15 protein-coding genes are annotated in these 13,649 nt (G+C 44.3%); 8 read left to right on the top strand and 7 right to left on the bottom strand.

Annotated features, from left to right (window positions below):
- Positions 1–172 precede the first annotated feature (172 nt).
- From LROSL1_RS02880 to LROSL1_RS02890, 3 genes are read right to left on the bottom strand one after another with little or no spacing between them, the layout of a single operon-like run.
- Positions 173–1,024: an SDR family oxidoreductase gene (locus LROSL1_RS02880; RefSeq protein ID WP_178913679.1), complete on the bottom strand. Its 852-nt coding sequence runs from the start codon at positions 1,022–1,024 to the stop codon at positions 173–175.
- A 27-nt stretch (positions 1,025–1,051) separates the two neighbouring features.
- On the bottom strand, positions 1,052–1,915 hold the full coding sequence (locus tag LROSL1_RS02885; protein WP_178913680.1) for an NmrA family NAD(P)-binding protein: 864 nt from the start codon (positions 1,913–1,915) through the stop codon (positions 1,052–1,054).
- 32 nt (positions 1,916–1,947) lie between these two features.
- Positions 1,948–2,379 (bottom strand): Rrf2 family transcriptional regulator, encoded by a 432-nt coding sequence (locus tag LROSL1_RS02890; RefSeq protein WP_178913681.1) that lies wholly within the window; start codon positions 2,377–2,379, stop codon positions 1,948–1,950.
- A 452-nt stretch (positions 2,380–2,831) separates the two neighbouring features.
- Between LROSL1_RS02890 and LROSL1_RS02895 the strand changes: the two genes are divergently transcribed.
- The 4 genes from LROSL1_RS02895 (at position 2,832) to LROSL1_RS02910 (ending at position 5,980) form a co-directional block, all read left to right on the top strand.
- Complete coding sequence (locus tag LROSL1_RS02895) at positions 2,832–3,107, top strand: type II toxin-antitoxin system RelB/DinJ family antitoxin (RefSeq protein WP_178913682.1); 276 nt, start codon at positions 2,832–2,834, stop codon at positions 3,105–3,107.
- A gap of 99 nt (positions 3,108–3,206) precedes the next feature.
- Positions 3,207–3,389: a type II toxin-antitoxin system YafQ family toxin gene (locus LROSL1_RS13270; RefSeq protein WP_017260399.1), complete on the top strand. Its 183-nt coding sequence runs from the start codon at positions 3,207–3,209 to the stop codon at positions 3,387–3,389.
- A gap of 203 nt (positions 3,390–3,592) precedes the next feature.
- On the top strand, positions 3,593–3,964 hold the full coding sequence (locus tag LROSL1_RS02905) for a cupredoxin domain-containing protein (RefSeq protein WP_178913683.1): 372 nt from the start codon (positions 3,593–3,595) through the stop codon (positions 3,962–3,964).
- A gap of 81 nt (positions 3,965–4,045) precedes the next feature.
- Entirely contained in the window at positions 4,046–5,980 is a 1,935-nt protein-coding gene (locus LROSL1_RS02910; protein ID WP_178913684.1) for a copper-translocating P-type ATPase, read from the top strand.
- A gap of 211 nt (positions 5,981–6,191) precedes the next feature.
- Here LROSL1_RS02910 and LROSL1_RS02915 read toward each other — a convergent pair whose 3' ends face one another.
- Together LROSL1_RS02915 and LROSL1_RS02920 are read right to left on the bottom strand one after the other, a co-directional pair.
- A complete protein-coding gene (locus tag LROSL1_RS02915) occupies positions 6,192–7,370 on the bottom strand; it encodes an MFS transporter (RefSeq protein ID WP_178913685.1) in 1,179 nt (392 codons plus the stop codon).
- A 330-nt stretch (positions 7,371–7,700) separates the two neighbouring features.
- Complete coding sequence (locus LROSL1_RS02920; RefSeq protein ID WP_178913686.1) at positions 7,701–8,513, bottom strand: YdcF family protein; 813 nt, start codon at positions 8,511–8,513, stop codon at positions 7,701–7,703.
- Positions 8,514–8,796: 283 nt separating this feature from the next.
- Between LROSL1_RS02920 and LROSL1_RS02925 the strand changes: the two genes are divergently transcribed.
- Entirely contained in the window at positions 8,797–9,816 is a 1,020-nt protein-coding gene (locus tag LROSL1_RS02925) for a linear amide C-N hydrolase (RefSeq protein ID WP_178913687.1), read from the top strand.
- Positions 9,817–10,055: 239 nt separating this feature from the next.
- Here the strand turns inward: LROSL1_RS02925 and LROSL1_RS02930 are convergent, their stop codons facing one another.
- On the bottom strand, positions 10,056–10,679 hold the full coding sequence (locus LROSL1_RS02930; protein WP_178913688.1) for a sugar O-acetyltransferase: 624 nt from the start codon (positions 10,677–10,679) through the stop codon (positions 10,056–10,058).
- 158 nt (positions 10,680–10,837) lie between these two features.
- On the opposite strand from LROSL1_RS02930, the gene LROSL1_RS02935 reads away from it, so the two are divergent.
- Positions 10,838–11,185 carry an ArsR/SmtB family transcription factor gene (locus LROSL1_RS02935; RefSeq protein WP_178913689.1) on the top strand — a complete coding sequence of 116 codons (348 nt, stop codon included), beginning with the start codon at positions 10,838–10,840 and terminating at the stop codon, positions 11,183–11,185.
- Positions 11,178–12,206, top strand: a complete 1,029-nt coding sequence (locus tag LROSL1_RS02940) for an NADP-dependent oxidoreductase (RefSeq protein ID WP_178913690.1) — start codon at positions 11,178–11,180, stop codon at positions 12,204–12,206. The genes LROSL1_RS02935 and LROSL1_RS02940 overlap by 8 nt, the downstream gene beginning before the upstream one ends.
- A gap of 77 nt (positions 12,207–12,283) precedes the next feature.
- Here LROSL1_RS02940 and LROSL1_RS02945 read toward each other — a convergent pair whose 3' ends face one another.
- On the bottom strand, positions 12,284–12,685 hold the full coding sequence (locus LROSL1_RS02945) for a MerR family transcriptional regulator (protein WP_178913691.1): 402 nt from the start codon (positions 12,683–12,685) through the stop codon (positions 12,284–12,286).
- Between the two features lie 133 nt (positions 12,686–12,818).
- On the opposite strand from LROSL1_RS02945, the gene LROSL1_RS02950 reads away from it, so the two are divergent.
- Positions 12,819–13,583 carry an SDR family NAD(P)-dependent oxidoreductase gene (locus LROSL1_RS02950; RefSeq protein ID WP_178913692.1) on the top strand — a complete coding sequence of 255 codons (765 nt, stop codon included), beginning with the start codon at positions 12,819–12,821 and terminating at the stop codon, positions 13,581–13,583.
- Positions 13,584–13,649: the final 66 nt, after the last annotated feature.

Below are 13,649 nucleotides of genomic sequence, written 5' to 3' on the forward strand. Positions count from 1 at the left end.
GCCTTATTCGTGTTAGATGAGCAAAAGTCAGTGTTATGTCCCGCGTTTGCGGCAATTTTTCATCCGCATGACCCTTTGCGGTTGAAGAAAAATTGCCTGTTGACGTTTCATTAGAAATTGAGTTGAGGCGTTATGTCCCAGTTTCCTTTTTTGTAGATAAATGATGCTGTGATCACTGATAAGATTGTTGGAGGAATTCCTTCAACGGTGTCGCCTCATGACCCATGATTGTTTGATAATCATCACTGACCGTGTCGAGCAGACCCATGGCCCCGCCGGCATACATGGACGACAACATGTGGCCTTCGTTTCCTTGATTGTACATTTTCTCAAATTCCGTGGCAGAGACAGGCTGGTAGGTAATAGTTTGTCCTGATATGTCACTGAGGACAGCGGCAAGTTCTGGCATTGAATAATTCCGAGCTTGTGTCAGCGTATAAACGTGGTTTTGTAAACTTGGTGTCGTGGCAACTTTAGCAAACGCTTTTGCACTGTCCGCTTGCGAGATAAAGCTCAATGACTGATCACCGACAGGGTAAATGACGTGTTGGCGTTCAATCAGTTCGGGCAAATATGGAACCAGTGGATCTGCGTACAAGGCATTTCGCAGAATGGTGTAGCGCAGGCCTGATCCTGCCAAGCGTCTTGGCAGGTACCCATAGAAGGCAGACAGATCAAACGGATTATTGGCTTGATCCGCAATAAATCCCATCGCAATCAGTTGCTTGACGTGGGCCTGTTGCGCCGCCGCAATAACGTGTTCGAGTTCAGTTACTCGGCTGAAGCTATCGTGACTTTTACTGGGAACATAAATAAATACATCAGCATTATCCAGTAGTTTGGTCAAACTAACTTCGTCGTTATAATCGATTTGATTGATGTCGATTCCCAAAGTCGCCCACATCATTGCTTTTCTAAGTGTGTGAACACCGAGAGAGATATCATCAGGATTAACTAACCGCGTCAGCTCAGTGGTGATCTGGGTGCCCAGATGACCTGTGGCGCCGGTGATAACATATTTCATTTTAGTAATCGCTCCTTCTTAACGTGACTACTGTAGTTTGGACAGTACTTCTTTGACGGCTTCGTTTAGTGGTGTCACTGGGTGACCGAGAACATCGGCCAAATCTGACGAAGAAACATCGAGTTCACCACTGCCCATGAGGTTTTGCATACTGGTCAAAACATCGGCTAGTTGGACATTGACGCCGTTATCGATCAGCGATTGCTTGTAATCAGCTGTAGAGACATTGGTAAACGTGAATGTTTTACCAGTCACTTGATGGATAGCCTGAGCTAAATCCTGGAATGACGTTGGTTGGCCACCAAACTCGTAAACGGCCTTTGTTGAAGTTGCGGCCAAAACTTTAGCACCAGCTTCGGCGTATTCACGTTCCAAGGCATAACTGACCCGGCCGTCACCAGCGGCATATAACATGTCCTTACCTGCAGCACCGGCCGTTAAGTAGTTAGCCTCGTTTTCAAGATACCAAGCGTTGCGAAGGAAAGAGTGGGCGATGCCACTGTCGACAATCATTTTTTCGGTGGCCACATGGTCTGTAGATAATGGTGATTTAGCGGTATCGGCTTTAGCAAAGCTTGTATAAGCAATGTAGCGAACGTCGGCTGCTTTCGCGGCTTCAACGACATTGGCATGCTGTGTTTGGCGAGGAACAGCTGTGCCAGGAATCGACGAGATGAATAGCAAACGGTCAACACCGGTAAAGGCGGTCTTAAGGCTGTCGATGTCGGTATAGTCACCTTGACGAATCTCGACACCAGCTGGCAGTACTTGATGCGCCTTATCTGTGTTTCTGGCAATTGCGATGATGTCAGAAGGCGAAACAAGCTGTGTCAGTGTTTTAATAATAGTTTGGCCCAAATGACCAGTAGCTGCTGTAACTGCGTATTTCATAATGATTAACTCCTTTTTGAATTGATCAACGGTTATAAACTTTGACGGCGACGTTCTTGAATGCCATCAATGATTTCGGTTAATGTAATGGCCTGCATTTCCTGTTCGGCGGCTTGTTGTACGCGATCGTAGACACCATTTAATGTTTCCTGAATGTTAGCGCCGACGGGACACTGCATATTAGTGCGTGGGTCGACGTGCAGGATGCTTTGGCTCGCTTCAACCGCACGATAGACATCAAGTAGCGTAATGTCATCGGCTGATCGTGCCAAACGAGGTTCTGCGGAACCGTTTTTCGTCGTTAACAGGCCGGCCTTTTTGAGCTCAACCATGAGTTTGCGGACGACACTAGGATTGGCCTCGATACTGGCCGCGATGCTAGTACTACTAAGACTGACTGTTGGCGCGATACTAATATAGGCTAGGATGTGAACACCATCGCTTAGACGGTATGAGTATTTCATAAAAGTCACCTACGATTCTAACTGTTACTTTGTAAACAACAGGTTTATTGTAACACCTGTTATTTTTAAGTCAACAGATTGGCGTTTGATTTTGGATGTCGCTTACGGTTGTCAACATTGACACACTCGCCGTGGGACCGGTTCAAGCCGGAAGTGTACCGTCTTTCACCTCGCCTTAAAGCCTCGTGAAGCCCGCGAGTCTTTGCGTCCGTCCGTGTTGTAAATTCGAGAGAATCATTCGAATTAACAACACCTTCACGGTTCGGTATCAATGTTGACGCCCTTCAGCTAATGTGGTGGTTTGGAGGAAGACATTAATGTCGATTTGTAAAAAGTCGAGAACTCATGTAAGAATATTGATACATCATTATAGACGACTAAAATTAACTTTTATTTACTAAAATCCACTTTTTGAATACAATTACATATATAAATATATTTGGAGGTGCCTTATGAGTATTAAAACGCCAAAGAAGATTAACTTGAATGTTAAAATAGATCCTGATTTAAAACAAAAAGCAGATACTGCTTTTGAGAATATGGGTATCACAACGAGTGCTGGGGTCATGTTATTCATTAAGCGAGTGGTGGATGACCAAGAGTTACCGTTTACACCACGTGTTGCGACTGGTGTTGATAAGGCCCTGCAGGATTTAGAAACCGGTAATACACATTCTGCAAAGTCACCACAACAAATGTTCGATGAGTTGGATGGTGACGATGACTGAAAAATGGCTGACCATCGTATATACCAATCAATTTAAAAAGTCATACAAGCGAATAAAGAAACAAGGAAGGCAGTTAAAAAGTTACAAGCTACAATAGAGATGCTCGCCAGTACAAATACAGTTGGTAGTGTCTATCATGATCATCAATTAACGGGGCGTCTAAATGGTTTTCGTGAACTTCATATTGAACCAGACTGGTTACTTATTTACAAACGTGATGATGCAAAATTAATTTTGTTGATTGTGGATACCGGGAGTCATGCTCAATTATTTGGCATGTAAGTGAAAGGTCTATTGGTCTCAGTCTTAATTGACTGAGGCTTTTTCTTTATTTGTTGCTTAACCTAATCAATGTCATCGGATCAAAATTCGGTTTTATCGAGAATTAGGGATTTCCCTCGTTTACAAACGTAAACAAAGATGATATTGTTTAATCAAGGTTTACAAATGTAAACGTAAAACAAATTGAAGAGGTGCAGTGCATTATGGATAAAGTACTCGTTCTTATTGGCGGACTTGCATTGATAGCGTTTATCAGTTGGTGGTTCTTTGGCAAACATCAATCAGCTGCGGTCAACGCACAGGTAACAGAAAAGCAACAGCGAGCTCGAGTCAGTGTTGATGGTGGTTATACACCGTCAACGTTAGTACTGAAAAAGGGTATTCCGGCACAAGTTACATTTAATCGTAAAGATCCATCAAACTGTTTGGAACAAGTGGTGTTTGAAGATTTTGGGATTAATCAGTTTTTGCCACAGGGTCAAGATCAGATTATTGACATTGATACATCTAAAGTTGGTGAATTCAACTACGCGTGCGGCATGAACATGTTCCACGGCAAAGTGGTGGTTAAGTAACGTACTTGATGCAAACATACTGTTCATTTGAGGACAAAATTACGGTTGAACAAAGAATTATTGAAGGGTGGTTGCACCAAGATGAGTTATAAAAATCGTTTTGTGTTTTCATTAGTGGTTTCACTGCCACTATTGGTTGAAATGTTTTTAGCGCCGTTTGGTTATCACATTCCTGGTGGTGATTGGGGCGAGTTTCTGTTGGCAACCGCTGTGATGCTGGTCTCTGCCGGACCGTTCGTTAAAAGCGCATGGGCAGCCTTTAAACATCATCACGCCAATATGGATACGCTTGTCGCTATTGGTACCTCGACAGCATATCTTTACAGCATTTATGCGATGTTGAATCACCAAGCTGTGTTCTACGAGAGCGCTGCATTAGTTGTGACGTTGATTCTGCTGGGACAAGTCTTTGAAGAGCGGATGAAACATTCAGCAAACGGCGCCGTTAAGAAGTTGCTGGACTTACAGGCTAAAGATGCCGAAGTGCTCCGTGACGGAAAAATGGTTATGCTCCCGTTGGATCAAGTTGTGATGGGTGACGTAATTCGTGTGAAACCTGGGCAAAAAGTTGCCGTCGACGGTGTAATCACAGAAGGTAAATCCACGCTCGACGAATCTATGGTCACGGGTGAAAGTATGCCCGTCGAAAAAGGTGTTGGTGATGCTGTCATCGGATCAACGATGAATAACACTGGGACGTTTATGTTTAAAGTAAATAAGTTGGGCAAAGACACTTTGTTATCTCAAATTGTCGAAATGGTGAAGAAGGCGCAAACGTCTCACGCACCGATCGAAAAAATGGTTGATAAGATTTCGAATATTTTTGTGCCGGCTGTTTTGATCACGTCAATTGTCACGTTCATGGTATGGTACGTTTTCTTTGGCGCCACGGTGGGACAGGCCCTAATCTTTATGGTTGCGGTGCTCATCATTGCGTGTCCGTGTGCGCTTGGGATTGCCACACCAACAGCCTTGATGGTTGGAACCGGACGTAGCGCTAAGCTAGGCATTCTGATCAAAAACGGTGAGGCTTTGGAAGCTGCCAACAAAGTGAAAACGGTAGTGTTTGATAAAACGGGTACCATCACAGTTGGTAAACCTAAAGTGACAGATGTCATTGGTGACGAACGGACGGTTCTGAGCGTGGCCGCAAGTTTGGAAAAATCATCAGAGCATCCATTAGCAAGCGCCATTTTGGAACGTGCTAAGTCAAACGGTCTGTCGTTTGCTGAAGCGACTGACTTTCAAGCGATTGAAGGTAAAGGTGTTCAGGCAATGGTGGACGGCAAGTTGGCCTTTGTCGGCAACGATAAGTTACTCCAGGACCACAAGCTGGGAGCTCAACTGAGCAAGCAAATGACAGCGTTACAAACGGAAGCCAAGACCGTTGTGATTGTTGGCTTGGATGACCAAGTTATTGGCTTGATCGCCATTCAGGACGCCCCAAAGCCGAGTTCCATGAGTGCCATTGCGCAACTAAAACAGCGGGGATTGCGAACAGTGATGCTTACGGGTGATAACAAGCTGGTTGCTGAGGCAATTGCTAAGCAAGTCGGTATTGATGACGTGATTGCAGACGTGCTACCTGGTGATAAGGCTGATCATGTGAAAGCCTTACAAGTAAGCGGCCCCGTAGCGTTTGTCGGCGATGGTATTAATGATGCACCTGCGTTAACGACTGCAGATGTTGGGATTGCGATGGGATCTGGCACTGACATCGCCATTGAATCCGGCGGCATTGTGCTGGTGAAAAACAACCTAGAAGACGTGGTTCAGGCACTGGCACTTAGCGAGAAAACGTTTAGCCGCATTAAGATGAATCTATTCTGGGCATTTATCTACAATGCGCTTGGTATTCCGATTGCCGCAGGTGTGTTTGCTACGCTTGGCCTAACCTTGAGCCCTGAGTTAGCTGGGCTTGGGATGGCGTTAAGTTCACTTTCGGTGGTCGCAAACTCATTGTTGTTGAACAAGGTTAAATTGACATCGAATGCAAAGGAGCATGTCGCAGTATGAAATTAGCTGAGATTAAGACGAAAACAGTTGTGATTGTGGCTGGGCTCTATGCAATTGTGGCGCTATCTGTCGGATGCTTTTTAACCAGCATATTCGGGTAGAAAACTGAATGTAAAACAGACTAAAGATAGCTCACTTCAGAGATCATCAATTAGATTTCTGGTGAGCTATTTTTAGTCTGTTTTGGACATTATTTGTGAATTAGGGATAGTTATTTGACCACGGCACGGTGCCGCGCAATGGCCCGGTTTAAAACAATTGTCGTCAGTAACGCCAAGCCTGAAAAGACGGCGCCGCCAAGGCCAAGTTGGGTTAAACCGCTCTGAGCGAGGACTAAGGAGGCCGTGGCCGATCCAACTGAGATGCCAATATTAAAGAAGATTGCGTTTAGCGAAGAGGCCAACAGGATTGCTTGTGGGTAGTCCGCTTCAGCAACGTCTAAAAAGTGAATTTGAATCGGAGAATTCACGACAGTAACGATTAATGTCAAAATTAACAATAAGGTGAAACCCGTGACCTTTGTCGTCATAGCCATTGGAAATAGCAATAATAAAATGATATCTGCGACGTAAAAACCTGGCATGATTTTCAAACCGCGGTGTTCCGCTACGAGTCCAGATAACCGATTACCAAAGATACTGACTAATCCTAAAATGAATAATAACCAATTAAGGGCTGTCGTGTTGAAGCCTAGTGTTGTGGTCAGCAGTGGACGAATATAGGTGTAGTAGGCGTAAAGGGCCGCGGCCGAAAATAAGATCAATAACGCCCCTAAGTAAATCCGTTTATCTGCCAGCAAGATGAGTTGGTCTTTGATGGTACTGGACGTTTGTGGTAAGTTGCGGGGCAATAGGAAGACCATCACAATGATGGTAATCAGGCTGAGAATTGAAATGAGATGAAACGCCATGTGCCAACTGGAGGCGGTACTGATAGCGACCCCGATTGGCACCCCGATGACAGACGCAATGCTAAAACCAGCGGCAATCCAAGAAATCAGCATTGCCCGCCGGTGCCGAGGAGCGATGTCGTTAGCAAATAAAATTACTAATGATTCAATCGCTCCTGCAACAGCCGCTGTTAACATCCGAGTGACTAAAAACCAGCCATAACTAGTGGCGAAACCACTCCAAGTATTTCCGATTAAGAAGACCAGCAACAACGCCATGAGCGTTTTATAACGGTTGAAGCGATTCGCTAAGATGGTAATAATAGGCGTACTGATGGCGTAAACAATGGCAAAGATGGTCACTAAATAGCCCGCAGTCGCCACGGTAACACGTAATGATTTGGCGATATCCGAGAGCACGCCGACCACCATAAATTCGTTACAGCCTAACATGAATGTTACTAATACTAAGGCGCTTGCTTGCCACCGATACTTTGTCATTAAATCTACTCCAAACTGTTTTTATTGATCTTGCGGGTCGTCAAACTTTTATAGGTTGTTTAATCAACACGTGGGTTTTCTTCCCCCAAAAAGGCGGTTAGTTTGTTGAATACGGGGGATCTTGTTTTTTAAAATTGTTGAAATAAAGTAGCAACACGCTTATATCCGTCTAACATCAACGATACCATAAGGCTGCATTTGTGTCCGCAGTCATGGAGTTCGTTTGATTGGGTCGCCATGATGATGGCATTTGGGTATCGATTAATGCTCTTAAAATTTGTGAAATATACAAGAAAGAGCCTCACATTTCGTGAAGACTCTTCCTTGTGTTTAGGATTTAAATGCTGAATTTGCCATTCTGGTCGGTACTTGCAATATTTGGTGAAGATAGGCATCAACGTTTAAAATTGTTTCTGGCACAGACACGTGAGCAATAAACCCCTGTCCGTTTGGACCATAGCCATTTACATCATCATGAAGGCGACTCACTTCACCAAGTAAGAGGGTGATGTAGTCTGAAAACTGCCACATGCCTAGAGGATGATTTGCAAACATCAGCTGGTGGTGTTCTACGACAACTTGAGCATCATAAGTGGCGAAGCTAACTATTTTTATCTGTGGGGCCTCTTTAACAAAACCCGCTGTCAGTCGTCGCTGCATTGTTGCGTCCTGCATAATGCCGAGTGTCTTGACATCGAGGCCGTGTTGTTTGAGCAGCGCTAGGGTATTAGTCACATTATTGCCACTGTTTGTGGATTTTGTTTCCAGTAAATCAATTTGGTCACCAAACTTTTGTTGCAGATATTGTTGAAACATGTTTGCCTCAGTCGCATCTTTGGCGACGGCAACGCCATGGTCGATCATTTGTTGACGCAATAGAGGTGTTGAGTGGCCGGCGCCACCTACGAGAAGATAGTGTTTGGCCCCGTGTTCGCGTATTGCGTCGTGCATGACGTTTGCACCCTCAAGAATGCTACCGCCGAACAAGGCCAGGGCATCTAGTTGTTTTATCCCAAATTGTTTTTGCAAAGTTGTGACTGTTAATCGATTGACATCACGAGACCCAAGAAATGTACTGAGTTGATTCAGGCTTTTAGCGACGCGGTTTAGTTCAGTTGTTGTTAGAGTCGATAGTTGAATCAAGAGGACACCTTCTTTAGTAATTACATATTAACTACACATATTGTACAGTCAGAAACGCGTTTCAGGGCAAGACTCAGATAAAAAATTATGCGTTCACTTTCATAAGAGCAGTCCAACGATTATTTTTTTAGCACAAGTGAGCGGATATTTGTAACTGCTTAATCAGGAGCAATCCCCAAGCTAACTCAACACGCAGACTTGATTCAAAATAATGATTAGCTGAATAAACAAACGTCGATGACAGTGCTATTATCTTTTTAATAACCCAAAGGAGATAATGCGAATGTGTTCGTCAATGTTGATTAAATCAATGCAAGGTGGTTATTTTTGGGGCCGCACAATGGATTTTGCGGCCAGCATGTTTCATGACCAAGAAGCAGGTGGCCACATTCCGTCACAAATTATCAGTATTCCAGCAAAGATCATCGTGCCCGCCCAAAGTGGTGAGTGGGAGAGTCGTTACGCTACGGTGGGTGTTGGTACCGCGGGCAACACAATACTGTACGATGGCATCAACGAGTGTGGTTTGACCGGCGATTTACAGGTATTGATGGAATGTTCATACGCCGACGCGGATTCGCTGCAATCCCGCGGCCTGAAGGGGATTCTTGGTGAAGAAGTCGTCACAAATGTGTTAACGACTTGTAAAGACGTGAGTGATGTTCGTGAGTTTGCTAAAACACATGGTTTGATCAACAAGAAGTACGATGATGGTGGTGATGGGACGAGTATTCCTGTTCACTACGCGTTTATTGATGAAACGGGTGCTGGTGTAGTGCTTGAGCCCACTGATCACGGGGCCTTTAAAGTTTATGATTATATTGGGGAAATGACAAATAGTCCAGAATATGGTTACCACACGACAAACCTCAGAAATTATATTTCTTTGGATAATCTGAACCGTTCACATGCAACGCAAGTAGGCGACACTGAAATTAAACCGATTGAGGCCGGTACTGGTTACGGCATGTTTGGACTACCTGGTGATTTTACTTCGCCATCGCGATTCGTGCGGGCAATGTTTGTAAAAAATAATATTGATGCATTTAACGATGATGAAGGCATTACTACTTTATATAATTGCTTTAAAACGGTGATGATTCCTAAAGGGCTGAGCCGAACCCCTGAAGCAACGGCGGTTACTGATTACACGCAGTACTGGACGGGTTACGATCTGTCCAAACGGACCATGTATTTGCAAGATTCGACGTGCTTAACGATGACGGTTAAGCAGATTGATTCATCACTCAGCAAAATCACCTTTCAAGATATCAACTTGACGCCTGTTGTACATGAGATTTAGACGATAGTCGCTTACGGTTGTCAACATTGACACACTCGTCGTGGGACCGGTTCAAGCCCGAAGTTCACGGTCTTTCACCTTGCCGTAAAGCCTCGTGAAGATACGACCGTCCGTGTTGTAAACTCGAGAGAACCATTCGAATTTAAACCGACACAGGATAAACAGTCGAACGATATTAAAAAGTAGACCACATCAATCACTTCTCCAAGTTAGAGAGTGTGACAATGTGGTCTACTTTTCTATTGCATGTCTGATAAGTGTTGGCTGTCCATCCGCCGATTTTTGAAATAATATTCGCGGTCGTGCTCGTTGATCTCACGCATTACGCGACAAGGATTACCAACTGCGACAACATTGCTAGGGATGTCTTTAGTAACGACACTGCCGGCTCCAATCACCGTATTATCACCAATAGTGACACCAGGAACAACAACCGCGCCAGCGCCGAACCAACAATTTTCACCAATATGGATCGGCATGTTGTATTGATAGCCTTTTGCTCGCAAAGATGGCAATATCGGATGACCAGCACTAGCAATCGTGACGTTTGGACCGAACAGTGTGCGACTGCCGACGTAAATGTGGGTGTCGTCCACCAAGGTTAAATTAAAGTTGGCATATACGTGATCGCCGAAGTGGACATGATGACCACCAAAGTTTGCGTGAAATGGTGGTTCAATGTAACAGCCATCGCCTACCTCAGCCAGCATCTGTTTAAGCAGGGCATTACGTTTATCCTGTTCACTAGGGCGAGTCTGATTATAGTCATAAAGTAATTCCATGGCCTGTCGCTGCGTTGCCAGAATTTCTGGGTCACCCTGCAGGTATAAGTCACCGTTGTGCATTTCTTTAGGTTCAGTCATGATTGGGAATCCTTTCTGTTGTTTATTTATTCATAGTCTAACAGATTTCATTCGTCTCGATTTTCTTTCTCAATGTTGTCGCGAATATCAAAACAGGATACACTACGTTCATTCGATCGGTTCGTTTGTTTAAACCATTCAACGAAACGGAGACTAATATGGCAAATCAAATTTCAACAGAATATTTATCGATCGCCCGTCAAAATTTTTCCGAGTGCCAGACGATGTTTGTTGCACTGGGGGATGAATCCCGTCAGCAAATCATCATGGCATTGATTGGCACAACTTGTGAGATAGGATTGAGGGTCGGTGAAATTACAAAGGCCGTTAACTTGTCACGCCCTGCCGTTTCGCATCATCTCAAGATACTGCGGGATGCTGGGCTGATTAATCAACGTAAAGATGGCACGATGAATTTTTATTCAGTTGATATTCGCTCAAACTTTTCTAAATTAACGAATTTAATCAAGATAATTGAGAAATTACAGGAGGAAACACATGGATAAAGTGATGCAAGCAGTTTTAATTAATAAAAAGGGGACTGCACCAGAACTGACGGAGACAACAATACCAGCGATTGGCGCTCACGATTTATTGGTTAATGTTCGAGCTGCCAGTTATAACCCGGTAGATAACCGTGTTCGCAAGGGTAACGTCAATATTGTCATGAAGAAGAAACCGGGTTTTCCGTTCGTGATGGGTTATGATTTTGCGGGCACTGTTGTGCGGGTTGGCAGTGATGTGACGAAATTTAACTTGGGTGACGATGTATACGGTAGAACGCGAAATGATCGTCCTGGCTCGTTTGCCAACTTTATGGCGGTTGATGAAACGGATATTGCAGTCAAACCGCAGTCGCTATCAATGAGTGAAGCCGCTGCACTACCATTGGTCGGGTTGACTGCTTACGAGGCATTACATGAGCGGATGAAGCTAACGTCAGGGAAAAAAATCTTGATTCTGGCTGGTGCTGGTGGTGTCGGCACAATTGCTATTCAAATGGCGAAACAGATGGACGCTTATGTGGCGACCACTGCCAGTAAGAAGGGTTACGATCTGGTCAAACGGCTTGGCGCGGATGAGATTATTGATTATCACACCACTGATTTTTCAGATGTGTTTCACGATTATGATACCGTGTTGGACACGCAGGGTGGGGATGACTTGATAAAGGCTCTTCAAATCGTCAAACCTAGTGGAACGGTTGTTTCCTTAGCAGGCTTGCCAGATGCTAAGTTTGCCAGTGAGCAACAATTGGGCTGGTTTAAAGCGCGTCTGTTTGGGCTAGTTGCACACAAAATCACCAAGTTGGCTGCACAAAAACGCGTGAACTATCATTTTCTTTTTATGGATGCTGACGGCGATCAGGTTACCAACTTGACTAAATTTGTTGAAGCGGGTGCTCTTAAACCAGTCATTGACCGTAATTTTAATTTCGATGACGCGATTGAGGCGATCGATTACGCTATGTCGGGACATGCTAAGGGGAAAGTTATCATGGAAATGCCGGCAGTATCGCTGAATTAGCTGTCTTGCCGAATAAAAAACCACAGCAACAAAGTTTGTCATCAGGGTTATTGACGCAGACTTTGTCACTGTGGTTTTTAATGTGTAGAAACTGATTTTTTCACTGATGTTAATATTGCACGTTCATGTTCGAAGCGGGCAACTTTATGATCGAGATAAACTTGTTGTTCCTGAAGTTGAGCGATCTTATCATCTGTGTCGGCCTTGAGTCGCTTGAGTAATGCAATGGCTTCATCATAGGCGTCAGCGGCTTTATTGGCGGAATCTAACAGTGTGTGCAAATGCTTAATTTCTTCGATAGTCGCACCTAACTGTCGCAGATGGACGATTTTATCGAGTTCGTCAACATCATGGTCTGAGTATTCGCGTTGGCCATTTGCATTACGTTGAATGTTTTTGAGTAGGCCCTGTTTTTCGTAAAAACGAAGGGTGTCATAGGTGATATTGAACCGGTCGGCTACGTCTCGAATTGATTGCATAAAATTTCTCCTAAAAAGTTTACTAAATGTCTTGCGCTAGTCTAACACCAGCAGAGTAGGATAACAATTGTTCAGTTATGAAACAAGCTGATAAGAAAATAGTTGTTAGTTATAAATTCAGGAGGACATTAAAATGACACAGACAAATAATGAAACATTAACTTTGGTAACTGGTGGTAATCGCGGCATGGGGCTCGAAATCGTTCGTGAGTTGGCGGCGAAGGGGCAGCACATTATTTTAGGTTCACGTAATTTAGTCAAAGGTCAGCAGTCAGCTGATCAGTTGGCAACGGAAGGCTTTTCTGTGGACGTTGTTGAACTGGATGTGACAAACCCGGATTCGGTTACTCAGGCTGCCAAACAGTTGACCGATAAGTTTGGCTACCTGTCAGTGCTGATCAACAACGCTGGTGCTGTGTTTGATTTTGGACAAAAAGCGTCTGATGTTTCTGTCGATACATTGCAAAAAGATTTTGGTATCAACTATTTTGGGTTGATTGATGTCACCCAGAAGATGTTGCCACTGTTGAAAAAGGCACCACAGGCAAAAATCATTAATATTTCAAGCATGATGGGTTCTAAAACTGAGGCACTTAATCCGGAGTCTGTTGTGTATCAGGCGGTTGCTGTTGGGTATCAATCTGCTAAGGCTGCTGCGAACATGTTCACGGTGCAATTGGCCAAGGAAATGCAACGCGAACAATTGAACATTACAGTAAACGCTATTGATCCAGGAATGGTTGCTACTGAGTTTGGCGGCTCAACCCCAGATCGGGCTAAGTCCATGGGCGCCCAACCGATTACACATGGTGTAGCCCGTACGATTGAATTAGCAACTGATTGGAACAACAAAGACAATGCAACATTCTCTAACACTGAGGGACCAGTTGCTTGGTAAGCTATAGTTAAAAACACGCCGCTATCACATTGCTAGAATGTGGTGGTGGCGTGTTTATGTTTAAGG

Source organism: Furfurilactobacillus rossiae (genome assembly GCF_013394005.1).
In the GTDB taxonomy this organism is placed as follows: Bacteria; Bacillota; Bacilli; order Lactobacillales; family Lactobacillaceae; genus Furfurilactobacillus; species Furfurilactobacillus rossiae.

Coding starts and splice junctions, on each gene's coding strand:
- LROSL1_RS02915 (WP_178913685.1), bottom strand. CDS start 7,370: ATGACAAAGTATCGGTGGCAAGCAAGCGCCTTAGTATTAGTAACATTC.
- LROSL1_RS02945 (WP_178913691.1), bottom strand. CDS start 12,685: ATGCAATCAATTCGAGACGTAGCCGACCGGTTCAATATCACCTATGAC.
- LROSL1_RS02890 (WP_178913681.1), bottom strand. CDS start 2,379: ATGAAATACTCATACCGTCTAAGCGATGGTGTTCACATCCTAGCCTAT.
- LROSL1_RS02940 (WP_178913690.1), top strand. CDS start 11,178: ATGGATAAAGTGATGCAAGCAGTTTTAATTAATAAAAAGGGGACTGCA.
- LROSL1_RS02905 (WP_178913683.1), top strand. CDS start 3,593: ATGGATAAAGTACTCGTTCTTATTGGCGGACTTGCATTGATAGCGTTT.
- LROSL1_RS02910 (WP_178913684.1), top strand. CDS start 4,046: ATGAGTTATAAAAATCGTTTTGTGTTTTCATTAGTGGTTTCACTGCCA.
- LROSL1_RS02885 (WP_178913680.1), bottom strand. CDS start 1,915: ATGAAATACGCAGTTACAGCAGCTACTGGTCATTTGGGCCAAACTATT.
- LROSL1_RS13270 (WP_017260399.1), top strand. CDS start 3,207: ATGCTCGCCAGTACAAATACAGTTGGTAGTGTCTATCATGATCATCAA.
- LROSL1_RS02925 (WP_178913687.1), top strand. CDS start 8,797: ATGTGTTCGTCAATGTTGATTAAATCAATGCAAGGTGGTTATTTTTGG.
- LROSL1_RS02950 (WP_178913692.1), top strand. CDS start 12,819: ATGACACAGACAAATAATGAAACATTAACTTTGGTAACTGGTGGTAAT.
- LROSL1_RS02880 (WP_178913679.1), bottom strand. CDS start 1,024: ATGAAATATGTTATCACCGGCGCCACAGGTCATCTGGGCACCCAGATC.
- LROSL1_RS02935 (WP_178913689.1), top strand. CDS start 10,838: ATGGCAAATCAAATTTCAACAGAATATTTATCGATCGCCCGTCAAAAT.
- LROSL1_RS02895 (WP_178913682.1), top strand. CDS start 2,832: ATGAGTATTAAAACGCCAAAGAAGATTAACTTGAATGTTAAAATAGAT.
- LROSL1_RS02930 (WP_178913688.1), bottom strand. CDS start 10,679: ATGACTGAACCTAAAGAAATGCACAACGGTGACTTATACCTGCAGGGT.